This is a genomic window from Bacillus cereus group sp. BfR-BA-01523, assembly GCF_022662615.1.
Lineage (GTDB): Bacteria > Bacillota > Bacilli > Bacillales > Bacillaceae_G > Bacillus_A > Bacillus_A mycoides.
Genome location: NZ_JAKUDX010000005.1, coordinates 266,258 through 290,421, shown reverse-complemented (window position 1 = coordinate 290,421; position 24,164 = coordinate 266,258). Strand labels below are relative to the sequence as shown.

The window sequence follows — 24,164 nt, the reverse complement described above, 5'->3', positions numbered from 1 at the left end:
AATTCTGAACTATTCAGTGACACTAAACAATCCCCCTTGCTACTTTCATTACTATTTTATAGCGGGGGCTTATTATATGTATAAACAATCTGAGTCATCCAAAAAATGATGAATTCGAATATTGCAGTAAAAAGCGTTATTTAGGAGGTGTTACTATGACGCATATACTGGTGATTGAAGACAACCCAGATATACAAGAACTTATTCGTGAATTTCTAATGGCACAAAACTTTACTGTTGATGTAGTTGGTGCTGGAACAGAAGGCATTCTTCTTTTCCAAAAAAATTCATACGATCTTGTCCTCCTCGATGTAATGTTACCAGATATAGATGGCTATAGTATTTGTAAAATTATGAGAGGACAATCTGATGTACCAATCATTATGTTAACAGGCTTACATAATGAAGAAAGTGAAATTAAAGGATTTGAGTTAGGTATTGATGACTATATTACAAAACCGTTCCATTACACCGTATTTATAAAACGTGTAGAAGCTGTATTAAGAAGGGCAGCAACAAAGGAAGCAGAAGCTGCAACTATACTACAATTCCATGAATTGATGTTAAATTCTACAGCATATGCCGCTTATGTTCATGGTAATCAAATTGAATTGACTACAAAAGAATTTGAAATTATATATACTTTACTGCAAAATCGGGGAAAAGTACTATCAAGAAGTGATTTGTTGAATAAGGTATGGGGCTATGAACATTATGGTGATGTGAGGGTTATAGATACACATATTAAAAACTTACGAAAAAAATTAGAAATTCCTTATATTAAAACGGTGAAAGGCATTGGCTACAAAATCGAATCGTAGCAAAGACAACATCACCAAAAATATATTCATCAAAACCTTATTATTTTGTATTCTGTTATCACTTTGTCTTTATCAAATTATTTATTTTCTAGCCTCGAATTACGATAAAGATCGTTTGAAAGCTTCTGGAACGCAAACTGCGGAACAAGCGGAATCAGACAAACAAAACGACCAAAGTAAAACAAAGCAAAATAAAGCTGTGTCAGAGAGTAGCATCTCTAATTTTCAATCTTCTCAAATAGACATGAAAGCACTCTCTACAGCCATCAATCATCTTTTGCAGCCTAGCCAAACTGCAAAAGCAAAAGAACATGCACAAAATATTCCGGGGAAAAGTAACACAACGTCTTCACTTACAGAAGCGGAAAAGCAAGTTACTAACAATGATGCCTTACATACACAAAATGCAGCAAGTAAAGCAAATGATACACATGATAATCCAAAGTTAACAGATGTGTTGCAGCAGTTAGCTCCACATATTGGGGCGACAATGCTAGCATTATCTCTGCTTGGATCTTTAATCTACGCAAAAATAATCGCCAAACCTTTCCGATATATGAGCGATGCTTTAAAAGATATTATGAATCTTGATTTCTCAGATAAAAAGCTACTTAACAAAAATACAGATCAAACAGATTTTAATTTGCAAGTAGCTGCCTCACAAGTACCTACTATTGTGAAAAATTTACATGAAAGCAATCAAGATTTAAGAAATGAACTCAAGAAGGAACAACAGTTAGAACAATCTCGTAAAGAATTTATGTCTATGATATCCCATGAATTAAAAACACCAATCGCAGCCGTTATGGGACAACTCGATGGCATGATTCACGGAATTGGCGCTTATAAAGATAGAGATAAATATTTAAAACGTTCATATGAGATGATGCAAGATATTAACATATTAACGGAAAAAGTGTCAGAATTATCCAAAATACAAAACCCTCAATTTAAACCAAATTTAAAAGTTATCTCATTAACTAATATTATTGAGGACGTTATAAAGAAAGTAGATTATTTTGTATCTGTAAAACAATTAAATGTTCAATCTAACATTAAACAAGATGCACAAATTTTAGCTGATCCTAAATTTATGCAAACTGCTATTTTTAACATTATTTCAAATGCAATTCATTATACAATTGACCATCAGCATGTATATATAAAACTTTATGAAAAGCCAAACGGTTACGCATTAGAAGTATTAAATACAGGTTCTCAAATTGATGAAGATAAACTTGCCCATTTATTTGAACCATTCTATCGCGCAAATCCTGACAAACATGGCTTAGTACAAGGTAGTGGTCTTGGGTTATATATTGTAAAACAAATATTAGATAAACATCAGTTTCCTTATGGAATACAGAACACACCTCAAGGTGTAAAATGCTCCATTGTATTCCCAAAAGCAATGTAAAACCTACTCTAATTTCATACCCCAAATTCATACTTCGTATGAATGGCGGAATTTTGTAGAGTATCTTACTCTGTTTCGTTCGCCCGTTATCCTTATTTGGATAGCGGGCGTTTTTTATTATTTAAAAGGAGGATTTTTATGGAGAAATTTAAGTATTCATTACTAGTTTTATTCGGCGCTTGTAGCTACGGCGTACTTTCAACTATTTTTAAACTCGGATTCATTGACGGATTTTCCGCACACCAACTACTAGGAGGGCAATATGTCTTCGGATGGATTGGGCTCCTTTTACTCGTTCTGTTCTTTTCACGTCATAAAGTATCAAAAAAACAATTCTTTTCGTTACTAACAGTCGGCACAACAATGAGTATGACAGGTATTTTCTATGCTACTTCCGTAGAAGAATTGCCAGCCTCTATCGCTGTCGTTTTACTCTTTCAGTTCACTTGGATTGGTGTAGTCATCGAAGCAATTGCCAACCGGACATTCCCAAGCCGTGAGAAAGTTATATCTATTATTATTTTATTTACTGGTACATTGTTTGCTGGTGGAGTATTTGAAGGTCTTGGACAAAACTTTTCTACGAAAGGTATTATTTTCGGACTATTAGCTGCCGTCTCTTTCTCATTCTATGTATTTGTAAGCGGGCGCGTTGCTACAGATGTTCCGCCTTATACGAAAAGCTTTCTTATGACAACGAGTGCTACTCTTATTGTATGCTTATTTTTCCCGCCTACCTTTTTAACGGACGGCGCTTTACAAGCAGGCCTATGGAAATATGCTTTCTTCCTTGGACTGTTCGGGGTTATTATACCTGTCATTTGTTTTTCAATTGGTGTACCAAAAGTCGGAACGGGACTTGGTACAATATTAGGTGCAGCTGAATTACCAACAGCAATTATCGCTTCTATTACACTTGTTCATGAAGTTGTATCGCCAATGCAGTGGATTGGTATTGTGGTTATATTACTCGGTATTTTCACACCACAACTACTTACTGCTAGGAAAGAAAAAAAACATAATCGTGTGCATAGTGCGTGACAACATCAACTTGTATATAAATGTGAATAAAGTTACGATATGTTAAACTTTATTACTCAAAATAACATATGATATTGCGGCTATTATTCTCGTAATCCTTGCTGTGCTTTTCTTTTTGAAAGATAAGAAAGAGGGTTATACAGCATAACAAAAGACCTTTCATTTATTTGAAAGGTCTTTTCCTTATATTTCACTTTACCGCTCCATATAACTTCTCTACCTCATGTTCAATTTGTTTTACATCGATTCGCTCAAATAATGGCTGTACATTATCAATTCGGTTTGGCAACGTATTTTGAGGTTCCCAATTTACTTTGACACTCGATAATGTATTTCTAACTCTTTCACTTGAAAACGGTAAAAACGGTTCAAGCAGTTGTGCAAAGTTTGCTATTAGGTAAACACAATTATAAATTGTTTCCTCACATGAAACTGGGTCGTCTTCTCTTTGTTTCCAAGGCTGCTTTTCATCAAAGTATTTATTTGCAAAGCGTACTGCATCAAATATTGTTTCTAGTGCCACCTTAAATTTAGTTTGTTCAATCGCCTCTCCTACACTTTTATATAATCCTTCTACTTTATCTTTCAGCTCTAAATCAATACTTCCCTTCGGTACAGCACCACCATAATATTTTTCAATAAACTTTAATGTCCGGTTCACAAAGTTCCCGTATGCACCTAACAATTCACTATTATGACTGTAAATGAATTCACGCCATGAAAAATCAGTATCACGATTTTCTGGTGCGTTAACTGTTAAAAAGTAACGAATAGAATCGGGATTGTAGCGTTCCAATATATCAGGTACCCATACTGCCCAGTTTTTACTTGTCGATAATTTTCTTTTTTCTACTGTTAAATACTCATTCGAAACGATATGACGCGGGATCGCTTCTTCTCCTATTCCAAGTAATACCGCTGGCCAAATGATTGAATGAAACGGAATATTATCCTTACCATGTACATAATATGTTTTCGCTTCTTTATCCCAAAACTCTTGATCATCTTTCCCTGTTTCTTCAGCCCAATTTTTACTCGCCGAATAATATCCTGTCACTGCTTCAATCCATACGTAAATTTTCTTATCTTCATATCCTGCCACCGGAATTGGTACCCCAATTGGTAAATCACGTGACACTGCCCTATCTTGTAATCCTTCCTTTAAATATCTCTCTGTTAATTGAATTGCATTGTCGCGCCATGTTCCTTTCTGCTTTGCAATTTCTACGACCTCTTTAATTTGCTGCTGAAATTTATGCAATGCAAAATAGAAATGCTCTGTTTCCTGTACTGATGGCGTACTACCACATAACTTACACTTCTTTTCTAACAAATCGAGTGGATCTAAGATGGCAGAACAAGCATCGCATTGATCTCCTCTTGCTGCCTCATGACAATGTGGACAAAGGCCTTCTACATAACGATCTGGTAAAAATTGCGTACACGTTTCGCAATAAGCTTGTTCAACTACTTTTTTATAAATATAGCCTTCTTCTAATAAACGCAAAAAGACTTTTTGAACAGTTTCATGATGATGCTCACTACCTGTACGTGTATAGCAATCATAAGTAAAACCAAGGCTACGAAAACATCGCTCAAACTCTTCGTGATACTTATCAGCAATTTCTTTCACCATCACACCGTCTTGCTTTGCTCTAATTGTAATCGGTGTTCCATTACAATCACTTCCTGAAACATACAACACATGCTCACCTTTTGCCCTGTAATAACGTGCTAAAATATCTCCTGGTAACAAACTAGCAATGTGTCCAAGGTGTAACGAACCATTTGCATACGGCCAAGCGCCTCCAATAAAAATACTCATCTTATATTCCTCCTTTAAAATATAAAAAGCCCCGCCCTTATCTTAAAAAAGATAAGGGCGGGGCTGTATAAACAGTCGCGGTACCACCTTATTTCGTCAGTCATTCGCATAACTAACCTTAACAAGTACGGAGCTATATGCTCTTATACTGTGGTTTTGATAACGAGTACCAACTCTCGTCGCCGCCTACTATTATCATTTGATAAGTTCAGGACGAAGCTCAAAGGCCATTGTTCAAATGAATATTCTTGCTTCTTCTCAGCTACCGAAGCTCTCTGGAAAGAATGGTTCCATTCTACTTTTCCTTTTCAACGCTTTTATGTATAAAACGTATTTTACGACTTAACAACAGAAAAATCAAACTTTTATTCAAAAAAACAGGAAATCCTACTCATTCACCGAATAACTATACGTTCACAAAAGGAGTGAAAAAATTGAATCAAAAACAACTAAGTACTATTAATGAAAAAAGCTGGAACGCAGCTGCTTATGAAGCTTGGACAAATCGCCACGGGGCGCCAGAGGATTATGCGAAAAAGCTCATGGAAGATCCCGTGCGCGAGGTAAATCATTATTTACCTTACATACAATCTCCAAAAGGAAAGCGTATTATTAATTTACTCGGATCAAAAGGAAATAAAGCAGTTGCTCTTGCTCTTTTAGGAGCCGATGTAACAGTTGTAGACATTTCAGCAAGTAATGAAAAATATGCAACCGAACTAGCCGAAGCTGCTGGTGTCTCTATTCAATATATCATTTCCGATGTACTAGATTTAAATCTATCCCAATCATTTGATATCGTGTTACTGGAACTTGGCGTGCTCCATTACTTTTTAGACTTAAAGCCACTCTTTCATATAATCTCTCACTTACTAAAACAAGATGGGACCTTTATACTACGTGACTATCATCCCGTTTATACAAAATTATTAGGAGTAGATCATCCATCATTTCGAGCAAATGGAAATTATTTCGACGAGGAACTTATTGAAGATGACGTAGCTTATAGTACTCTCCTTACGGGATCACAGAAATACGCTTTACCGAAAACAAAAATTAGGCGCTGGATACTAGGAGAAATCATTACATCAATGGCAGAAACAAATTTCAAGGTTGAAAAATTGATTGAAGAACACGGATCTCATCAAAAGTGGGTTTTCCCTTCTACTGCACCAGAGGGCATTGAAGAGCGTATACCTGGTCTATATACATTAATTGCGACAACATGCAAAAAAGGATCCCTTCACGGATAGGATCCTTTTTTTGCATGCTTACGCATATAAGTTGAGGTTGGAGATTACCATAATTCTGTAGAATAGGACACAAGATATTTCAACATTCGTCTCTGACTTACGTCGTCAAAAAGGGGTATGACCAACATAACGAAGAGTAATGTTTAGTTGATAGTGATAATCGTTATCAACTAATTAGAAGTATACAGGATGTTATTTCAAATTACAATACCATTTCTGATTTTTATTTATGAATTTTTTGATATACAAATGTATACATTTTAAGAACATTTACTCACATTAATCTGCCATATTCCATTATCTGCTATAATTTTCATTGAACAGATTAATAACTTCTTAATTATGTTTTTATTAGTTTCGTTCTCAATATTTATAAATTACAATAAATAGTTTTTTTAAAAAAGGTAGGGGTAACAATGAAATATGTTAGCATTCGAAAAAAACTACTGTTCACACTCTTAAGCATTTCTTCCTTATTTAGCATTGCTCTTATTGTTATTCTTTCATTCGCGATGAATCAAGCAAGTGAAATCGAAACATTAAAGAATGATGTATCGAAAAGAGCAACGATTTTAAAAGAACGTGGCGATTGGTTCCAAGCGCAGGTCGCTGGTTTACAAGAATATTTACTATCACATGATCAAAAAGGATTGGATAAATTCAACCGGGAAGGAAAAAAACTAGCTGATACTAGGGAGAAAGTAACAAGTGATAAAAAACTCCCAGAAGGAATGAAAGAGGCCATTTTAATGGGAGCAAAATGGCGCAGCGTCGTAGATAATGAAGTCCTCCCTCTTGCACGGGAAGGAAAATGGGATGAAGCATCCAAAATTGCTCTTGCTCAAACAGATTATGTAAATGATCTTTTAAGTCGTTTTACTAAATATGCAAATGAAGAAAATGACAAACGGGACGTATTAATTGCTGACGTAGAGTCTTCTTCATCCCTTATTCAATATATTATTTTCTTCTCACTCATTACATGTACATTAACGTCTATTCTATTGGCATGGTGGTTCTCTGGTAAACTCGTTAAACCGATTCGACAAATTGATGCGAAGTTAAAAGAATTAGCTTCTCAAGATGGCGATTTAACCGCTAGATTACACGTAACGAGTAAAGATGAAATTGGTGACATCGCAAATTCCTTTAATCAAATGCTTGCTAACTTACAGCGTATAATAAAGCAAGTTCAACAAACATCAACAAGTGTAAAAGAAGCTTCTGAAAATGTGTTTATCGAAACAACTGCTTCTATGGAAAATACCGCAAAAACTAAAGAGACTATGAATGCTCTTGAGCACAATATTCGTTCACAAGTTTCTAGCATTGAAGAAAGTTCAACCGCAATGGATGATATGGCAACGAGTGTTCAGCGCATTGCACAAGCTGCCTCTTCTGCCGCTAGCCTAGCTGTTACAACTTCTGAAAAAGCAGATGATGGAAATAAAGTCATTGAAAAATCTATTACACAAATGCATACAATTAACGAAGCTGTTAACGCTACATCACAAGTGGTAGAGCGACTCATTACACATACGAATCATATTGATACTGCACTTCAATCTATTTCTAATATTGCCGAGCAGACGAATTTGCTCGCTTTAAATGCTTCTATTGAAGCGGCCCGTGCTGGTGAACACGGAAAAGGATTCGCTGTTGTTGCCGATGAAGTACGAAAACTTGCTGAACAATCTCAGCTAGCAGCAAATGACATTAACCATTTACTTCATCAAATTCAAGCGGACACAAAAATAGCAAATGACATGATGACACAAGGTCAGTCAGAAGCTTCTGAAGGAATTACAGTCATTCGTACCGCTGGATCTTCATTCTCAGAAATTGTTAATCACATTAACAATTTCTCTACACAAATACAAGAAATGTCTGCAACTGCTGAAGAAATGGCCGCAAGTTCTGAAGAAATGAATGCAGCTTTAAATAATATCGCTTCTATTTCAAATGAAGTTGCTGCCGAAACATCGAAAACAGCAACTTCAGCTGGTGACCAAGTAAACAAAATGAGTGTCGTTGCTAAAAAATCATCAGAAATGAAAACAATTGTGCAAGAACTTGAAGTGCTCGTTTCTCATTTCAAAACAAATAGTTAAAATGAAAATTTCATTTATACTTCTACGAACTCTAAATTGTTAGAAAGAGCGATTTAGAGTCTCTCTTTTTTCACGCTAAAATATCTCTTTCTATCTCCCATTCTGTCTGCTATAATTCCTAAAGGAAAGAAGAAAGCTTTATTCCAGATGGAGTAAAGCTTTCTTTCAATTTTTTACATTAATTAATTAATTCTAATACTAAGATTTTACAAGGAGGATTTTTATCATATGAATTTTATTAGCATTCGAAAAAAACTAATGTTCATGATGGGAATGATTTGCGCTTTATTCGGCATCGCCTTAGCTTTTATTTTATTCTTTACCATGGATCAGTCTCATAAAGCTGAAACATTACAAAAAGAAATTTCTCCTCTTGCAACAGAATTGAAAGAGCGCGGAGACGCTTATCAAGTACAACTTTCTGCTTTAAGAGGTTATTTACTACAACATGATCAAGTCGAATTAGACAAGTTTAATGAGATGAGTAAACGTCTTGAAGATACAAAAGGGCAACTTCTTTCTAACCCTAACACTTCTCAGTCCGTGAAAAGCACAATGGAATTAGGATCCACTTGGAGAAAGTTCATTGAAGAGAAAGTATTCACTCTTGCAAAAGAACAAAAATGGGAAGAAGCTTTACAAGTAGCTTCTACAGAGAATGGCACTGTTTATAAAGTAATCGGTGATTTCACAAATTACAGTAATGAACAAGCTAAATTACGTGAACAATCTATTGAAAAAATTGATCAATCTTCACTACGAATTGAATATGTTGTCTTCTTATCACTTGTTATTTGTATTGTAACTGCAATTATTCTTGCATGGTGGTTCTCTGGTAAGCTTGTAAAACCAATTCAACAAATTGATACTAAACTAAAAGAATTAGCCTCTCAAGAAGGCGACTTAACAGCCCGTCTACAAGTAAATAGCAATGATGAAATCGGTGCAATTGCATCATCGTTTAATAAAATGTTAGAAAACCTGCAACATATCATTAATCGTGTTCAAAAAACATCTGTAGAAGTACAAACAGCTTCTGAAAATATGCTAGAAAAGACTAATACATCACGCGAGGCAACAATAAGAGTTCAAAGCTCGATGTCCAACTTAAATTCAAGTATTCAATCGCAAACTTCTAGTATGGAAGAAAGCTCGACTGCGATGGATGATATGGCAATAAGTGTTCAGCGTATCGCTGAATCTGCTTCATCTGTAGCCGAACTTGCTGTAGCTACATCTGAACACGCTAACGACGGAAGTACTGTTATCCAAAAATCTGTTTCACAAATGACAACGATACATGAAGCTGTAAATGCTACATCAGAAGTAGTCGAACGTCTAATCACTCATACAAAATATATTGATACAGCTGTACAATCTATTTCTAATATCGCTGAACAAACAAATCTACTTGCTTTAAATGCTTCTATTGAAGCGGCTCGTGCTGGTGAACAAGGAAAAGGATTTGCTGTCGTAGCTGATGAAGTTCGTAAACTTGCGGAACAATCAAAAACAGCGGCAAAAGATATTAACCAATTGCTTCATCAAATTCAAAATGATACGGAAACTGCTAGCTCTATGATGTCTAAAGGTCGTTCTGAAGCATTTGAAGGCATTACTGTCGTTCGTGAGGCTGGTACTTCTTTCACAACAATTGTTGAACAAGTAAATAAAGTATCAACTCAAATGCAAGACATATCAGCAACTGCTGAAGAAATGGCTGCAAGCGCTGAAGAAATGAACGCTTCACTTAATAACATCGCTTCTATTTCAAATGAAGTATCTAGTGAAACAGCCGCAACGGCACAATCTGCTGAACAGAAAGTCATCGTGATGAATGAAATGACTCTCACTGCAAAACAAATGAAACAAACAGTTGAAGAATTAGATCAGCTTGTATCTCATTTTAAAACTGAATAGCTTTTCAAAAAAATATTCCTCTCTCAGAGAGGAATATTTTTTTGAGCTCATTTCCTGCACTTATCCCGCATATCCGTTATAATGAGAACCGATATCATTAATATTTAGGGGGTGCTACACATGTCACAACAAGCATTTGAAGAAAAGTTATATGCAAACTTAGAAGCTGTTATTGACCCTGAGCTAGGTGTTGATATTATCAATCTCGGATTAGTTTATGACGTTACAGCAGATGAAAATAATAATGCTGTCGTTACAATGACGATGACTTCTATCGGTTGTCCAATGGCTGGCCAAATCGTATCAGACGTTAAAAAAGTATTATCAACGAACGTACCTGAAGTAAATGAAATAGAAGTAAACGTTGTATGGAATCCGCCATGGACGAAAGAACGTATGTCGCGTATGGCGAAAATCGCACTAGGTATTCGTGATTAAATAAGGAAAAGACCTGACAATCCAGTCAGGTCTTTTTTCTCTTATTATTTTACTCCTACAGCGTCATAAGCTTTCGTTACAGCTTGTACCTCTTTAGAGTTTTTACCGAATAAATCTTCTGCTGATTGAAGTGCAGCTTGACGCATCATTTTGAAATCAGAGTTTGCAGTTAAATATTTTGTAAGAGCACGATAGTAAATTTTTTCTGTTGCTTCACGGCCCACTCCAGTTACTTTCACATTGTAATGCGTGCCGCCCTCAGAAACTAAATACGCCGCCTTATTGTTAATACTACTGTTAATATGAACGCCGCCATTATCAGCTGTTCCAGTATAACGTTTATTGTAGTGATCTGGGTAACCTTCACCTGGTTTTAATGGGTTTGGAATAGATGCTGGATCCTTCAGAGAACGAAGTGCATCTCCAGGTTTACCAGGTGTATAAATATCAGCACCTAAATCCCAGCTCTTCTTCTCAACCATGACGCCCATAATATCAGATAACGATTCATTTAACGCTCCTGATTCATTTTTATATACAAGGTTTGCTGTATGTTCAGTTACAGCATGCGTTAATTCGTGGCCAATAACGTCTAGGCCAGCTGATAATGGAATAAATGTCTTACCATCTCCATCACCATACATCATTTGTACACCGTTCCACGCTGCGTTATTCCAAGATTCACCTACGTGAACAGCAGAAATAAGTTTTGCACCTTTATCATCGAAAGAGTTACGGTTAAATGTCTTTTTATAATAATCATATACTTTTCCTGCATTCACATGCGCATCAACTGCCGCTTTATCTTCGAAGAACTTAGATTTACTTCCAATTTCTTCTCCTGTATATCCAAGAATTTGTGAGAATAAATTAAACCAGTCTTCGTTCATATTCTCTGCATCAAATGTATGGACACCTTGTCCTCGTGTACCATCAAATAAGTTGAACGCTCCTGTTTTCGTATCTTGAGCAATTTCAAATGATTGTCTAGCACCTAATACTCCGTAACCAAATCCAGTAATGTTATCTACAGCATTATATTTCTCAATAACATTTCCATTTGTTGCATCAACAAAGTAATGCCAATATCCTGGAGCTGGTTTCGAAACCGACGCTTTTACAAGATATGCAAGATAGTATTGACCATCTTTTTCATACACATATAAATCTTTTTTCACACCATCATAATTCTTTACTTTACCAATTTCTTTCTCAATATTAGCTTTTGCAATCGTTTCTGCTTGTTCCGCACTAATACTTGCAGATGTAGGAATATTTTTATCATCTAAACTCGGAATAACTTGTCCGAAAAATGCTTTTACATTGTTCTCTTTATCAAGCGTAACCGTTTGATCTGAACCATACACAGGAATGTTATTATGCTTCTCAACTAACTTCACATGTGTTGTACCAGACTCAGCATCTTTTTCTTCACCAACGATATTGAAATGTTTGTCAATATTTCCCGCTAGTTTAAACATATCCTTTTTACTCTCTAAATATTGAAAGACCGTCTCTTTTTTATCTAGTCCTTCCGGCGCTTTCCATTCTTCACCTATGTAAGCTGGTGTTTTAAACTCTTGGTGATACTGGATTTTTTGCTCTTCTGCTTTCGTCGTAGTTGCTCCAAATGCCCCAAACCCACTTGCGATAACAGTTAATGCTAATGCTGATGAAATTACTTGCTTTTTCAATCTAACACTCCCCATTTCCCTAAAAGTTTTTAACACCTTTATAAATATTCTGAATAATCTCTCTAATACCTGCTCTCAAAAATTGAGAAAGTTTTTTCTGATAATTAAACTCACCAAAAAGAGGACATCGAAAAACGATGTCCTCTTTCCTATAACTTTTCATTCCGCTATTTATATGCTGGAAAGCCACCACTGATTAAAGCCTCACTTTATTGCATTTTCATTTCAATTGCTAAATAGTGAGACTTCTCTTTCGCTTGAATGCGAATATATTCTTCTACAGCCTCCGCTGCATCACGCATTACAAGTGTTTCACCGTTTACAACGCTGCTACCTTCAATTTGTACAAGGTACAATTGACGTCCTTCTTTAACAGGAAAATGAATTTCTTTACCAGCTTCTAATGATAAAGAATATAAATTTGCATCTTGGTGAATATGAATTGGTGCATCTCCATCAGAAGGAGATACCATATGGAACCACTCATTTTCACGTTTACTCCAATCAAATTTAAACTCACCATAGTTTGGTTTATGACCGTCGCGGTCTGGTAAAATCCAAATTTGCAATAAACGTAATGTTTCACTTCCTAAGTTATGCTCACTGTGAAATACACCAGTACCTGCACTCATGTATTGAACATTCCCACGCTCAATTGTCCCGCGGTTCCCCATACTATCTTCATGTGTTAATTCACCATCTATAACGTAAGAGATAATCTCCATATCACGGTGCGGATGCATATCAAAACCAGTTTGTGGCGCTATTAAATCATCATTCATAACACGTACTGCTCCAAAATTCATGTTGTTTGGATTATAATAATTTGCAAAGGAAAAATGAAAATGTGTATTTAACCAACCGTGATTTGCTCTTCCCATATTTTTATGATCAACTTTTCTAAACATATCCTTCACCTCATATTATCTCGAAATCGAGATATTTATTTTTAATTTTATCACTGCAACTTTTTCAGTAATTCTAATAATTGTTTTTGTTCTTCTCTATTTAACTTATCAAATTGCTCTGCTTGAAATGTTTCTTGCGGCGGGACTATTTCTTCATATAGAACCTTTCCCTTTTTTGTTAATGAAATATATTTCGTAGTACCTTCTTGTTCACGCTGAATCCAATCTAGTTGCTCCATCTTATTTAAAAGTTGAGTAACATTTCCTTTCGTAACAAACAACTTATTTCCAAGTTCTTGCTGCGTTAAACGATCGTTTCCTCCAATTTGAACTAATACATCAAACTGAGCGGCAGATACATTCCACTTTTTCAAATGCTGATTCGTCTCACGAATACTTCTATTATAAAAGCGTGATAAACGAAACCATAATATTAATCCAAGTCTTTCCTCTGCTTTCATTCCATCACCTCGCTCATTTGATACTATTAGTTTAGAACCAAACTTATTAAAGATCAACTACTTATTTTTAATTAGCAACAAATAAAAGCACAGTGATTTTCCTCCACTATGCTTCAGATTAAATTTCTATTTTTATATTCATCTAGCTTCCTCTCCGCGAAATGCCTCGCATCTTTCTCAATCCATCTTTCTTCGTATAGTTCATTTCCAACATATAGTACATCGTCCTTATGCTGCATCGCATGCCTGAATTCATGCAATAGCGTTTTGAGCACTTGCTCATATTCTTCCCACATACAAACGAAAATTAATTGTTTTTCTTTATGATAAAAACCACCTACTGGGAATAAAAACTCCTCTTCTTCTTCTCCTAATGATAAAAGTACATGATTCGCATCACACGTATCACAAAAAATAACTGGCGTTGCACTTACTTCAATAAGAGAAAACAAATCATTTCTTAACTTTTTGACATCCCAAGGAAGCTCCGAATCCAACACATACCAATTCTCAACTTGTTGATATACATTTTGAAACTGGAGTTCCATTTCTCAATAATCCCCTTCCTAAACTCCCTTTTCTTATATATATGCCACAATATGGTAAATATTAAACATACACTTTCATCCTTTAAAAAATGACGATAAAAAAGAATCTATGTCAGCATAGATTCTTTTTCCGTAATCACTTTTTTTTCATCATTTTTTTTAATATAAAATAACCAATTGCACAAACAATAGCAGCAAGTGCAAAGTATTTCACATATGGCCCAGCTACTTTATTAATACTTTCCCACTCTGTTCCTAATTTAAAACCTAAATATACAAATACAATTGACCATGGAATAACAGCTAGTGTAGTTAGCGTAATAAACTTAGCATGTGACATTTTCGCAATACCCGCTGGTATCGAAATAGCATGACGTACAACAGGAATAAAACGCGCTGTAAAAATAACACCAGTTCCGTAACGATTAAACCACGCTTCAGCATAATCAATATGTTTCTTCTGAATCAAAATATATTTTCCATATCGCTCAAGAACAGGTCTTCCTCCGTATCGACCGATCCAATAAATGAATAGTTGTGCGATTACACCACCAATTGTACCGAACGCGACAGCCCCCCAAAATGTAATGCTTCCTGTTGATACTAAATAACCTGCATAAGATAATACGATTTCACTTGGGATAACCTCTAGCATTAATCCCAGCATAATTCCCCAATAACCAAGTCCTTCTAGAAAAACTAAAACTGAATGAATCAACTCTCCTAACATCATTTACCTCTCTTTACTGTTTTCATTACCAAAAATAAAAGTACAAGCGGTAAATATCTTGTACTTTTATTTTTTAAAATTTAGTTTGCCTTCGTATCCCACTTAAATATTTTATTTAATAATTTATATACATTTTTCGACTCTTTCGTAAGAAGTGGACCTAAAATCGATAGTATAAGCACGTATAGTGCTGAGAATGGTTTCAATACTGACATTAAACCACCGGCGATACCGATATTAGCCATAATGATGGAGAACTCTCCTCTTGAAACGATTGTTAATCCAATATTTGTTGATGCTTTATGAGATAATCCAGCTTGTCTTCCTGCAATCATCCCTGCAACAAAGTTTCCGACGATTGTAAGAAGGACAGCACCTAACGTTAACCATATCGCCCCGCCTAATGAAAACGGATCGATACTTAATCCGAAACTGAAGAAGAAAATAGCTCCGAAAAAGTCTCTAAATGGAACAACGAGATGTTCAATTCTGTCACTATGCTCTGTCTCAGAGAAAACTAATCCTAAAAGAAGTGCTCCGATTGCTTCTGCAACGTGAATTGTTTCCGAGAAACCTGCAATAAAGAATAACGAAGCAAATACTACAATAATGAAAATTTCATCTGAACTAATATTGAGCAATCTATTTAATAACGGCGTAGCCTTTCTAGCCACAATAAAGAATAGAAGCATGTATCCTAAAGCAATTCCAATTGAAGTAAGGGCACCTAAGAAGGAAGCATGATCCCCAAGTACTAAGCCTGAAACTACTGATAAATATACAGCAAGGAATATATCTTCAAACATAATAATTCCTAATATTAATTCGGTCTCATTATTACCAGTTCTTCTTAAATCCACTAACACTTTAGCAACGATGGCACTAGAAGAAATCGTAATAATACCCGCAATAATTAAGATTTCAAGTAAAGGGAAGCCCATTATAAATCCATATAATAATCCAAGTGAAAAGTTAATTAAAATATAAATTGTTCCGCCAATCGCAATAGAACGTCCAGATTTAATTAGTTTTTTCATCGAAAACTCTAGGCCTAGATAGAACAGAAGGAACAGAACTCCAATCCTTCCAAGGAAGGAAATTACACTTGCACTTTCAATAAATTTGAGATCGATAACACCTATTGTCGGCGCATGCGGTCCCACTAACATGCCAAGAACAATTAGAAAAGGTATTACTGAGAATTTAAACTTTCCAGCGATTACTGCCGCAATTGCTACTAAAACTAAAGCTGTACCAACTTCAAAAATTAAAGTATCCATCTAGTCAGTCCCCCTATTCGAAAGTAACTCATTAATAATTTTTTTAATTTCTTCTCTCTCACCCGAGACTACAAGCATATCTCCTTCTTCAATTACTGTTTCTGGTCCTGGATTAAATAGCTTTTTCATATTCTTTTTCATAACTGCAATGATCGTTACGCTATATGTTTTTCTTATTTCAAGATCACCGATTGTTTTTCCGATTGCTGGAGCTGTATTCTCTACTTTAAACCACTCAATCGCTAAACCTTCAAAGACCATTTCAACATTTTCTAATGCTCTAGGCTTGTATACCATTCCACCTAATATTGCTGCAATTTGTCTTGCCTCTGAGTCACGTAATGAAATACTTGAGATGCTTTCTTCATGGTCTGAATCAAAATGATACATTTCTCTACGCCCATCGTCATGAATGACAATCACCATCTTTTCGTTACCTTTCGTAACGATTTGAAATTTGTAACCAATACCCGGAAGTTCACTTTCTCTAATATTCATATTTAGCTCCTCCACAACGATTTTTATTTGAATTTTCTGTTTTTCCGTCTTTTATTCATCAAATCAATTTTAGAAATTCTAACCATTCAGGATACCTGTGATTTGGAAATCTTTTATTGTAATAATAAGTGGCTCCTAAAAAGATACTTAAAGATGTAATGATAAAAAATAAATTACTTCTCATTTTCAAACTCTTAAGACTTACTTTCAATAAAGATTCTTCTTTCAAATTATCCCCTCTTTTTCGCTTTAAATTTAGTTTTTTAAAATGTAAATAATTCTAAAAATATCACGATGTAACTTAATCATAACATAAAGAACAATTAAGTAACATGTTTTTTTAGAAAATTTGATTCTGATATACTTTTTGCATATACTTTTCTTATTATGAAAAAAAGGAAGTGTATTATATGGTTGATATCTTTAGCAGATCCCTTGAGGTAACGAATAATATTCTGTGGTCATATATTCTTATTGCAATGTTAATCGGCTTCGGTCTTTATTTCTCTTTTAAAATGAAATTTGTCCAAATTACTCATTTCCGTGAGATGGTCAGTTTAATTAGTAAAGGATTCAATCGAAAAGAAAAGAAAAAAGATAGCATCTCTCCATTCCAAGCATTTTGCTTAAGTGCGGCAGCCCGCATTGGTATCGGGAACTTAGCTGGTGTAGCATTAGCAATTTCTATGGGTGGACCTGGCGCAGTATTTTGGATGTGGTTTATCGCGATTCTCGGAGCAGCTACTAGTTTTGTAGAATGTACGCTTGCACAAATTTATAAAGTAAAAGATGGAAGCAGATTCCGTGGGGGCCCAGCATATTACATGGAAAAAGGATTAAATAAACGCTGGATGGGTATCTGGTTTTCACTTCTAATTACAGTTGCATACGGATTAATCTTCAACTCAGTACAAGCAAATACAGTAACTATAGCGTTTGAAAATGCTTTTGGACTAGAACGAACGATTGTAGGAGCTCTATTAGCTTTATTAGTCGCAGTTATTATTTTTGGTGGTATCAAGAGCATTTCACGTATTACAGAAATGATTGTTCCTCCAATGGCAATCATTTATATCGGCGTAGCTGTTTTTGTCGTAATTAACAACTTCACTATGTTACCAAGCATTTTTACAGAAATATTTAACAGCGCATTTGGTTTAGACCAAGCTATCGCTGGTGGTATTGGAGCAGCAATCAAATTCGGAATTCAGCGCGGTTTATTCGCGACAGAAGCAGGTATGGGTAGCTCTCCTAATGCAGCAGCAACATCAGATGTATCTCACCCTGTAAAACAAGGACTTGTTCAAGCATTAGGTGTTTTCGTAGATACATTCTTAGTATGTACATCAACAGCGTTTATCGTATTATGTTCTGGACTTTACAAAGGATCGAATTTAGAAGGTATTGAATTAACACAACAAGCATTAAGTTCACAAATTGGACCGTGGGCAAGCACTTTCTTAGCGATTATTATTTTCCTATTCGCTTTCAGTTCTTTACTAGGAAACTACTATTATGGTGAAACAAATATCGCATTCATTAAAGAAAGCAAAACATGGTTACTGATTTATCGTGTTGCAGTTGTCGGAATGGTATTCTTCGGATCTATCGCTGCCCTTCAAACAGTTTGGAGTTTAGCTGATTTCTTTATGGGACTAATGGTATTCACAAACTTAATTGCCATCTCATTCCTTAGCAAGTTCGCCTACGCAGCATTAGTAGACTATATTAAACAAAAGAAACAAGGAAAAGATCCTGTCTTCGTTGCAAGTTCTATCCCTGGCTTAAAAAATACAGAGTGTTGGGATGGGCAAGATTTAGAAGAGAAGAAACAAGCTATATAATAATTAAAAGCGGATGCGGCTCGTTCAGAATGTGAGGAGGATGGAGCTTTTGACGTAGAGGCGCTCTTTGCCTCGCAGGAAGAAGCGAAGCCACCGAACATTCTAGCCGCTGGAGCTATATATCAAATAAAAAATCCCTATTACTTCACAGTAATAGGGATTTTTTATTTACAACAGTTCATAATTTGTTCAAATTAATTCCAGCAAAAGGGTTGATTTATACAAATTACTAGATTATAATAATTATAAATTAGTAATTCGTATAAAATAATAACTCAAGAGGAGATTGATCATAATGAATACACAAGTAATCGAAGCATTAAACAAACAAGTAGCAAACTGGAGCGTTTTATTTACAAAACTACACAACTTCCATTGGTACGTAAAAGGACCTCAATTCTTCACACTACATGAAAAATTTGAAGAGCTTTACACAGAATCAGCTACTCACATCGATGAAATCGCAGAACGCATTTTAGCAATTGGCGGCAAACCAGTAGCAACAATGAAAGAATACTTAGAACTATCTTCTATTCAAGAAGCAGCTTACGGAGAAACTGCAGAAGGGATGGTCGAAGCAATCATGAAAGACTACGAAATGATGCTAGTCGAACTAAAAAAAGGCATGGTAATCGCTCAAGAATCTGACGACGAAATGACATCTGACCTACTACTAGGCATCTACACAGAACTAGAAAAACACGCTTGGATGCTACGCGCGTTCTTGAATCAATAATAGATTTTAAAGCGGAGGTGACTTGCTCAGAACAAGAGGGCATTGGAGCTCCTGACGAAGAGGCGCTTTTTGCCTCACAGGAAGGCGCGAAATGACCGACTGTTCTAATCACCGGAGCTGGATAGATTTAAAGCGGAGGTGGCTCGTTCAGAACAGGAGGGTGTTGGAACTCCTGATTACGAGGCGCTTTTTGCCTCGAATGCAGGAGTGAAACAACCGACTGTTCTAGCCGCTGGAGCTGGATATCAACTAAAAGCGGAGGCGGCTCGCTCAGAATGTGAGGAGGATGGAGCTTTTGACGTAGAGGCGCTTTTTGCCTCGCAGGAAAAAGCGAAGCCACCGAACATTCTAGCCGCTGGAGCTGGATATTACTAAAAGCGGAAGCGGCTCGCTCAGAGTCGCTTTTTTCTATTGATTGGTCTCACTTGATAATACATAAAATTATATCGATCGCAACTCACGATATATCAACGATTCGACAAAGAATATCGCTTTACCAACAAATCACGACAATAATAGCACTCCCCTCCACTACTTTTATCAATATATTACAATCTCTTTTATGTTAAAATATAGGAAACACCCTTTAGTAATTAGATCCAAAAAGCTTGTCCAAGTTCATCATTTACTACTTAAATGACGGGAGTGGTTCAGTTGAAAGACTACTTAATTAGAGCATTTTTTGCGTTAATAACAGTTGGGATTCTCTTACTCATAGCTAATATTTTCAATATACGTGTCGAGGTTAAAGACTATGCTTTCCTCGTTGTTGTAGCTATTGGTGGCGGCTGGGGTGGCTGGTACCTGTATAAAAAACAAAGTAATCAAAATGATAAAGGCATTCCAAAGTAATATGGAATGCCTTCCTTTTTATTTCCGTCTATAGTAAATAACGAAATTCAGACCACTGATCAAAACAATCCCAATAAACATATTAGAAGACTGCACATCGCCGCCTAAACTATATTCATCGGCAATAAATCCTAACATAACAAGTGTTATCGCAGAAACACCAATACATATAACCGAAATAAACCAAAGCGAAAACTCGTTAATCAGCTCTTTCCTCTGTCTTAAAACAATTAGCATAACAAGAATAGATGCTGCTAAAATATTTTTAAAAACAGGCCGTAAATACACAAACTCCTCCATCTATTTCTCCTTTTCCAAAAAACATTATATCTCAACATTAATATATTTAACTAAATTAAAAACACATGTCTTTTTGCGATAAAAAGACATGTGTTTCCAAAATCCACTATAAAAATGTACTATGATAACTGCTTCCACTTCGTCCCCAAAACAGGACGCTCATAATTTTGTATTTCATGAATTAATTTATCTGCCGTCTCAGCGGAAACGATTAACTCTTTATTCGATGGATTCATAAAGCCTTCTTCTGCTGCCCGTTCAACCATTTGCAAAATTTTTCCGTAAAAGTCTTTTATGTTCAATAAACCAACTGGCTTATCATGTATACCAATTTGTGACCAACATACAACTTCAAATAATTCCTCAAACGTTCCGTATCCACCTGGTAATGCAATGAAAGCATCCGCAAGCTCTGCCATTTTTGCTTTACGTTCGTGCATCGTTTCTACTTCAATTAATTCTGTTAATCCTGTATGAACGATTTCACCACGGAATAAACCACGCGGCATAACACCTGTTACGCGTCCGCCTAAACGAAGAACTTCGTTTGCTACTTCTCCCATTAATCCGACGCATGAACCACCGTATACAAGCTCATAGTCGTTCTCAACAAACATTTTCCCTAACGCTATTGCCTGCTCTTTAAATTCTGGTCTCTTCCCTAAGTTCGAACCTGCAAACACACAAATCTTTCTCATTCCTACACCCCGAAACTATATATTGTTATGATACAATTGACATTGTACAACATATTGAAGGGATGAGGAAGAAATGGATATCGTTGCATTTCAAAGATGGGTTGAGGAATTTTACGAAAAACGAAGCTGGTCACAATATAATGCCTTTATTCGCTTAAATTTCTTAACAGAAGAAGTTGGGGAAGTTTCACGAGTTGTTCGCGCTATTGAAATCGGCCGCGATCGTCCTGATGAAGATGCGAAAACAGAAGAAGAGCTAAAACAAGAACTAAAAGAAGAACTTGGTGATGTACTATCTAATCTTATTATTCTTTCGCAAAAATATGATTTAGATTTGCAGGACATTATGGAAGCACACGTCACAAAGCTTTCGAAAAGGTTCGAAACATCTAAATGAGAATGTTATCAATTATGATATAATATTATTGTCACAATAATAAGGGGGATTTTATGTTATCTAAAAAATTGCACGACGCATTAAATGAACAAATGAACTTTGAATTTTACTCTGCCCACGCTTATATGGCAATGGCTGCTTACTGTACAGCTGAGAGCTATGATGGATTCGCTAACTTTTTCCTTGTACAAGCTGAAGAAGAACGTTTCCACGCAATGAAGCTTTACAACTACATTAATGACCGCGGCGAGCGCGCTATTATTACTGGATTTGATCATCCTAATAACGAATATGATTCTGTATTGAATGCTTTTGAAGTAGCACTTGAGCACGAGCGTGAAGTAACGAAGCGCATTTATCACTTATCTGATATCGCTTGGGATGAGCGTGAACACGCAACAATTACCTTCTTAAAGTGGTTCGTTGACGAGCAAGTAGAAGAAGAAGCTTCATTTGATAGCATCATCCAAAAATTAAAACGTATTACAAGCGATTCAAACGCATTATTTATGCTAGATGCTGAATTAGAGAAACGTACATTTACGCCTCCAGCTGAGTAGTATTCCAATCACCTTAATGAATGTATTAAGGTGATTTTTTTATTTCCTCTCTCAGCTGAATAACTTTCGCCAAATCCTTCTTATAAAACTCTGAAACCTTTTCAACAAAATCACTATGAGTAAAAGTCCCATCGCCTTCTTCTACTATGCTTAAATATCCATGTATGAATTTTAAAAAGGTTCTAGCATCTTCACCAGTTAATTGATCAATGTTCTCTATAATCTCATCAAACTCCCTTAAACTATCTGCTTCTTTCACCCTAATTCCCCCTCTCTATATTATTTATCATACCAAAATAAAAAAAGCCGTTTATCCCTCTAAATGAGAGATAAACGACTTCTTTGTTATTTATTAAAGCATAACCCCAACGATAATCGCTGATAATATACTTACTAACGTTGCACCATATACAAGTTTTAGTCCGAATGATGATACAACATTTGCTTGTTTGCCATCAATACTCTTCGTTGCACCTGCGATAATTCCGATAGATGAGAAGTTCGCAAATGATACAAGGAAGATTGATAAAATACCTACTGTACGGGCTGATAACTCACCAGCTACTTTTCCTAGATCAAGCATCGCAACAAATTCGTTCGTTACTAATTTCGTTGCCATAATTTGTCCCGCTGCTAGCATCTCTGATGTTGGAATACCCATTACAAATGCTAATGGTGAGAAGATATATCCTAAAATGCTTTGGAATGTGATTCCGAAAATCGAATCGAATACACCGTTAATTGCTGTAATTAATGCTACGAAACCGATTAACATCGCCGCTACTGTTACAGCGATAGAGAAACCTAGCATAATATATTCGCCTAACATTTCAAAGAATGTTTGTTTCTTATCTTCTTGTAATTCTAAAATATCGTCTTCTTCGTTTACGTCATATGGATTAATGATATGAACGATAATGAATCCACTAAATAAGTTTAGTACAAGTGCTGTTACTACATATTTCGGATCAATCATTTTCATATAAGAACCAACGATTGACATTGATACTGTTGACATTGATGATGCACAAAGTGTGTATAAACGATTTCTCGGTAATTTGCTTAGTTGATCTTTTACTGTAATAAATACTTCACCTTGACCAACAATTGCAGCTGCTACTGCGTTATATGATTCAAGTTTTCCTAAACCGTTAATTTTACTTAATACGAAACCGACTGCACGAATGATAATCGGTAAAACTTTAATATGTTGCAGGATCCCGATTAATACCGCTAAGAAAATAATCGGTAATAATACTGTTAAGAAGAATGGTGCTTGTCCATCGTTCGCTAGACCACCAAATACGAAATTAACCCCTGCTTCCGCAAATTTTAAAATAGCACCAAATCCATCTGCAATCCCTTTTACTAATACAAATCCGACCTTTGTATTTAGTAAGAAATACGCAAGTACCAATTGAATTACAAGCATAAGTGCAATTGGTTTATATTTAATTTTCTTACGATCTGAACTTATAAGGAACCCTAGTACAAATACTACAAGTAAACCGACTAGAAACATTACTATCTTCATGTGTGAATCCTCCACTTCTCTCACGAGTTATTGGTCGTATAACGTATAACGAATGACGTCTGACCATTGTTGTTAAAAAAATTTAAAACCCCTAAATACTATTCAACTGTTAACTAAAATCAGTAAGCGTTTACATAAATTGCAATTTATAAAAGGTAGCTTCTTCTCTCCTACCATACTTGAAAGTCTGAAATTGATACCACCTACAAATCAAATTGTAAGCGTTATCTAATCGAAATGCAATATAAATTTTAAAAGATTTTTATATGTTAATATATTCCTAACTAATTGGTTTTTT

At 35.6% G+C, this 24,164-nt stretch carries 25 protein-coding genes and 1 other annotated feature; of the genes, 13 read left to right on the top strand and 12 right to left on the bottom strand.

Going from position 1 to position 24,164, the window contains the following annotated elements; all coding sequences use genetic code 11:
- Positions 1-155 precede the first annotated feature (155 nt).
- From MR066_RS16095 to MR066_RS16085, 3 genes are all read left to right on the top strand, one after another.
- Entirely contained in the window at positions 156-821 is a 666-nt protein-coding gene (locus MR066_RS16095) for a response regulator transcription factor (protein WP_000148832.1), read from the top strand.
- The gene (locus MR066_RS16090) at positions 799-2,238 is read left to right on the top strand and encodes a sensor histidine kinase (RefSeq protein ID WP_012261947.1); all 1,440 of its coding nucleotides are present in this window, start codon (positions 799-801) and stop codon (positions 2,236-2,238) included. The genes MR066_RS16095 and MR066_RS16090 overlap by 23 nt, the downstream gene beginning before the upstream one ends.
- A gap of 138 nt (positions 2,239-2,376) precedes the next feature.
- Positions 2,377-3,279 (top strand): EamA family transporter, encoded by a 903-nt coding sequence (locus MR066_RS16085; protein WP_242247716.1) that lies wholly within the window; start codon positions 2,377-2,379, stop codon positions 3,277-3,279.
- A 190-nt stretch (positions 3,280-3,469) separates the two neighbouring features.
- On the opposite strand, the gene metG is transcribed toward MR066_RS16085, so the two are convergent.
- Positions 3,470-5,104, bottom strand: coding sequence for a methionine--tRNA ligase (metG, locus tag MR066_RS16080; protein WP_242247714.1), 1,635 nt, complete (start codon positions 5,102-5,104; stop codon positions 3,470-3,472).
- A gap of 50 nt (positions 5,105-5,154) precedes the next feature.
- Positions 5,155-5,425 (bottom strand) — a binding site (T-box leader).
- A 113-nt stretch (positions 5,426-5,538) separates the two neighbouring features.
- Between metG and MR066_RS16075 the strand changes: the two genes are divergently transcribed.
- From MR066_RS16075 to MR066_RS16060, 4 genes are all read left to right on the top strand, one after another.
- Positions 5,539-6,357, top strand: a complete 819-nt coding sequence (locus MR066_RS16075; RefSeq protein WP_242247712.1) for a class I SAM-dependent methyltransferase — start codon at positions 5,539-5,541, stop codon at positions 6,355-6,357.
- 416 nt (positions 6,358-6,773) lie between these two features.
- Positions 6,774-8,468 (top strand): methyl-accepting chemotaxis protein, encoded by a 1,695-nt coding sequence (locus MR066_RS16070; protein ID WP_002129822.1) that lies wholly within the window; start codon positions 6,774-6,776, stop codon positions 8,466-8,468.
- Positions 8,469-8,696: 228 nt separating this feature from the next.
- Positions 8,697-10,388: a methyl-accepting chemotaxis protein gene (locus MR066_RS16065; RefSeq protein ID WP_201064027.1), complete on the top strand. Its 1,692-nt coding sequence runs from the start codon at positions 8,697-8,699 to the stop codon at positions 10,386-10,388.
- 120 nt (positions 10,389-10,508) lie between these two features.
- Entirely contained in the window at positions 10,509-10,826 is a 318-nt protein-coding gene (locus MR066_RS16060; protein WP_002015982.1) for a metal-sulfur cluster assembly factor, read from the top strand.
- Between the two features lie 44 nt (positions 10,827-10,870).
- On the opposite strand, the gene MR066_RS16055 is transcribed toward MR066_RS16060, so the two are convergent.
- From MR066_RS16055 to MR066_RS16025, 7 genes are all read right to left on the bottom strand, one after another.
- Positions 10,871-12,520: a M4 family metallopeptidase gene (locus MR066_RS16055; protein WP_002129824.1), complete on the bottom strand. Its 1,650-nt coding sequence runs from the start codon at positions 12,518-12,520 to the stop codon at positions 10,871-10,873.
- Positions 12,521-12,729: 209 nt separating this feature from the next.
- Positions 12,730-13,428 carry a pirin family protein gene (locus MR066_RS16050; protein WP_242247711.1) on the bottom strand — a complete coding sequence of 233 codons (699 nt, stop codon included), beginning with the start codon at positions 13,426-13,428 and terminating at the stop codon, positions 12,730-12,732.
- A 50-nt stretch (positions 13,429-13,478) separates the two neighbouring features.
- Positions 13,479-13,889 carry a MarR family winged helix-turn-helix transcriptional regulator gene (locus MR066_RS16045; protein WP_242247710.1) on the bottom strand — a complete coding sequence of 137 codons (411 nt, stop codon included), beginning with the start codon at positions 13,887-13,889 and terminating at the stop codon, positions 13,479-13,481.
- A 113-nt stretch (positions 13,890-14,002) separates the two neighbouring features.
- On the bottom strand, positions 14,003-14,437 hold the full coding sequence (locus MR066_RS16040) for a DUF3920 family protein (protein WP_002015986.1): 435 nt from the start codon (positions 14,435-14,437) through the stop codon (positions 14,003-14,005).
- 136 nt (positions 14,438-14,573) lie between these two features.
- Entirely contained in the window at positions 14,574-15,167 is a 594-nt protein-coding gene (gene uptA, locus MR066_RS16035; protein WP_002068116.1) for an undecaprenyl phosphate transporter UptA, read from the bottom strand.
- Between the two features lie 80 nt (positions 15,168-15,247).
- Complete coding sequence (locus MR066_RS16030) at positions 15,248-16,447, bottom strand: cation:proton antiporter (RefSeq protein ID WP_002068109.1); 1,200 nt, start codon at positions 16,445-16,447, stop codon at positions 15,248-15,250.
- Positions 16,448-16,945, bottom strand: a complete 498-nt coding sequence (locus tag MR066_RS16025; RefSeq protein WP_001026076.1) for a cation:proton antiporter regulatory subunit — start codon at positions 16,943-16,945, stop codon at positions 16,448-16,450.
- Positions 16,946-17,355: 410 nt separating this feature from the next.
- On the opposite strand from MR066_RS16025, the gene MR066_RS16020 reads away from it, so the two are divergent.
- The 4 genes from MR066_RS16020 (at position 17,356) to MR066_RS16005 (ending at position 20,377) form a co-directional block, all read left to right on the top strand.
- Positions 17,356-18,789, top strand: coding sequence for an alanine/glycine:cation symporter family protein (locus MR066_RS16020; protein WP_242247709.1), 1,434 nt, complete (start codon positions 17,356-17,358; stop codon positions 18,787-18,789).
- A 295-nt stretch (positions 18,790-19,084) separates the two neighbouring features.
- Complete coding sequence (locus MR066_RS16015; protein WP_002015990.1) at positions 19,085-19,525, top strand: Dps family protein; 441 nt, start codon at positions 19,085-19,087, stop codon at positions 19,523-19,525.
- 207 nt (positions 19,526-19,732) lie between these two features.
- Positions 19,733-19,900 (top strand): hypothetical protein, encoded by a 168-nt coding sequence (locus tag MR066_RS16010; protein ID WP_242247708.1) that lies wholly within the window; start codon positions 19,733-19,735, stop codon positions 19,898-19,900.
- A 279-nt stretch (positions 19,901-20,179) separates the two neighbouring features.
- Positions 20,180-20,377, top strand: a complete 198-nt coding sequence (locus MR066_RS16005) for a hypothetical protein (protein WP_000656312.1) — start codon at positions 20,180-20,182, stop codon at positions 20,375-20,377.
- An 18-nt stretch (positions 20,378-20,395) separates the two neighbouring features.
- Here MR066_RS16005 and MR066_RS16000 read toward each other — a convergent pair whose 3' ends face one another.
- Both MR066_RS16000 and MR066_RS15995 read right to left on the bottom strand, forming a co-directional pair.
- Positions 20,396-20,677, bottom strand: a complete 282-nt coding sequence (locus MR066_RS16000) for a hypothetical protein (RefSeq protein WP_242247707.1) — start codon at positions 20,675-20,677, stop codon at positions 20,396-20,398.
- A gap of 119 nt (positions 20,678-20,796) precedes the next feature.
- Positions 20,797-21,375 carry an LOG family protein gene (locus tag MR066_RS15995; protein WP_277929014.1) on the bottom strand — a complete coding sequence of 193 codons (579 nt, stop codon included), beginning with the start codon at positions 21,373-21,375 and terminating at the stop codon, positions 20,797-20,799.
- Between the two features lie 73 nt (positions 21,376-21,448).
- Between MR066_RS15995 and MR066_RS15990 the strand changes: the two genes are divergently transcribed.
- Positions 21,449-21,772 carry a MazG nucleotide pyrophosphohydrolase domain-containing protein gene (locus tag MR066_RS15990; protein ID WP_001990794.1) on the top strand — a complete coding sequence of 108 codons (324 nt, stop codon included), beginning with the start codon at positions 21,449-21,451 and terminating at the stop codon, positions 21,770-21,772.
- A 53-nt stretch (positions 21,773-21,825) separates the two neighbouring features.
- A complete protein-coding gene (locus MR066_RS15985; RefSeq protein WP_002034655.1) occupies positions 21,826-22,332 on the top strand; it encodes a ferritin in 507 nt (168 codons plus the stop codon).
- Positions 22,333-22,357: 25 nt separating this feature from the next.
- Here MR066_RS15985 and MR066_RS15980 read toward each other — a convergent pair whose 3' ends face one another.
- The gene (locus MR066_RS15980; RefSeq protein WP_242247706.1) at positions 22,358-22,591 is read right to left on the bottom strand and encodes a hypothetical protein; all 234 of its coding nucleotides are present in this window, start codon (positions 22,589-22,591) and stop codon (positions 22,358-22,360) included.
- A gap of 93 nt (positions 22,592-22,684) precedes the next feature.
- A complete protein-coding gene (locus MR066_RS15975; protein ID WP_242247704.1) occupies positions 22,685-23,866 on the bottom strand; it encodes a NupC/NupG family nucleoside CNT transporter in 1,182 nt (393 codons plus the stop codon).
- Positions 23,867-24,164: the final 298 nt, after the last annotated feature.

Excerpts from the sequence above, each read along its gene's own strand:
- MR066_RS16095 (WP_000148832.1), top strand. The coding sequence starts at position 156 with ATGACGCATATACTGGTGATTGAAGACAACCCAGATATACAAGAACTT.
- MR066_RS16085 (WP_242247716.1), top strand. The coding sequence starts at position 2,377 with ATGGAGAAATTTAAGTATTCATTACTAGTTTTATTCGGCGCTTGTAGC.
- metG (WP_242247714.1), bottom strand. The coding sequence starts at position 5,104 with ATGAGTATTTTTATTGGAGGCGCTTGGCCGTATGCAAATGGTTCGTTA.
- MR066_RS16070 (WP_002129822.1), top strand. The coding sequence starts at position 6,774 with ATGAAATATGTTAGCATTCGAAAAAAACTACTGTTCACACTCTTAAGC.
- MR066_RS16065 (WP_201064027.1), top strand. The coding sequence starts at position 8,697 with ATGAATTTTATTAGCATTCGAAAAAAACTAATGTTCATGATGGGAATG.
- MR066_RS16060 (WP_002015982.1), top strand. The coding sequence starts at position 10,509 with ATGTCACAACAAGCATTTGAAGAAAAGTTATATGCAAACTTAGAAGCT.
- MR066_RS16050 (WP_242247711.1), bottom strand. The coding sequence starts at position 13,428 with ATGTTTAGAAAAGTTGATCATAAAAATATGGGAAGAGCAAATCACGGT.
- MR066_RS16045 (WP_242247710.1), bottom strand. The coding sequence starts at position 13,889 with ATGAAAGCAGAGGAAAGACTTGGATTAATATTATGGTTTCGTTTATCA.
- MR066_RS16040 (WP_002015986.1), bottom strand. The coding sequence starts at position 14,437 with ATGGAACTCCAGTTTCAAAATGTATATCAACAAGTTGAGAATTGGTAT.
- uptA (WP_002068116.1), bottom strand. The coding sequence starts at position 15,167 with ATGTTAGGAGAGTTGATTCATTCAGTTTTAGTTTTTCTAGAAGGACTT.
- MR066_RS16030 (WP_002068109.1), bottom strand. The coding sequence starts at position 16,447 with ATGGATACTTTAATTTTTGAAGTTGGTACAGCTTTAGTTTTAGTAGCA.
- MR066_RS16025 (WP_001026076.1), bottom strand. The coding sequence starts at position 16,945 with ATGAATATTAGAGAAAGTGAACTTCCGGGTATTGGTTACAAATTTCAA.
- MR066_RS16020 (WP_242247709.1), top strand. The coding sequence starts at position 17,356 with ATGGTTGATATCTTTAGCAGATCCCTTGAGGTAACGAATAATATTCTG.
- MR066_RS16015 (WP_002015990.1), top strand. The coding sequence starts at position 19,085 with ATGAATACACAAGTAATCGAAGCATTAAACAAACAAGTAGCAAACTGG.
- MR066_RS16000 (WP_242247707.1), bottom strand. The coding sequence starts at position 20,677 with ATGGAGGAGTTTGTGTATTTACGGCCTGTTTTTAAAAATATTTTAGCA.
- MR066_RS15995 (WP_277929014.1), bottom strand. The coding sequence starts at position 21,375 with ATGAGAAAGATTTGTGTGTTTGCAGGTTCGAACTTAGGGAAGAGACCA.
- MR066_RS15990 (WP_001990794.1), top strand. The coding sequence starts at position 21,449 with ATGGATATCGTTGCATTTCAAAGATGGGTTGAGGAATTTTACGAAAAA.
- MR066_RS15985 (WP_002034655.1), top strand. The coding sequence starts at position 21,826 with ATGTTATCTAAAAAATTGCACGACGCATTAAATGAACAAATGAACTTT.
- MR066_RS15975 (WP_242247704.1), bottom strand. The coding sequence starts at position 23,866 with ATGAAGATAGTAATGTTTCTAGTCGGTTTACTTGTAGTATTTGTACTA.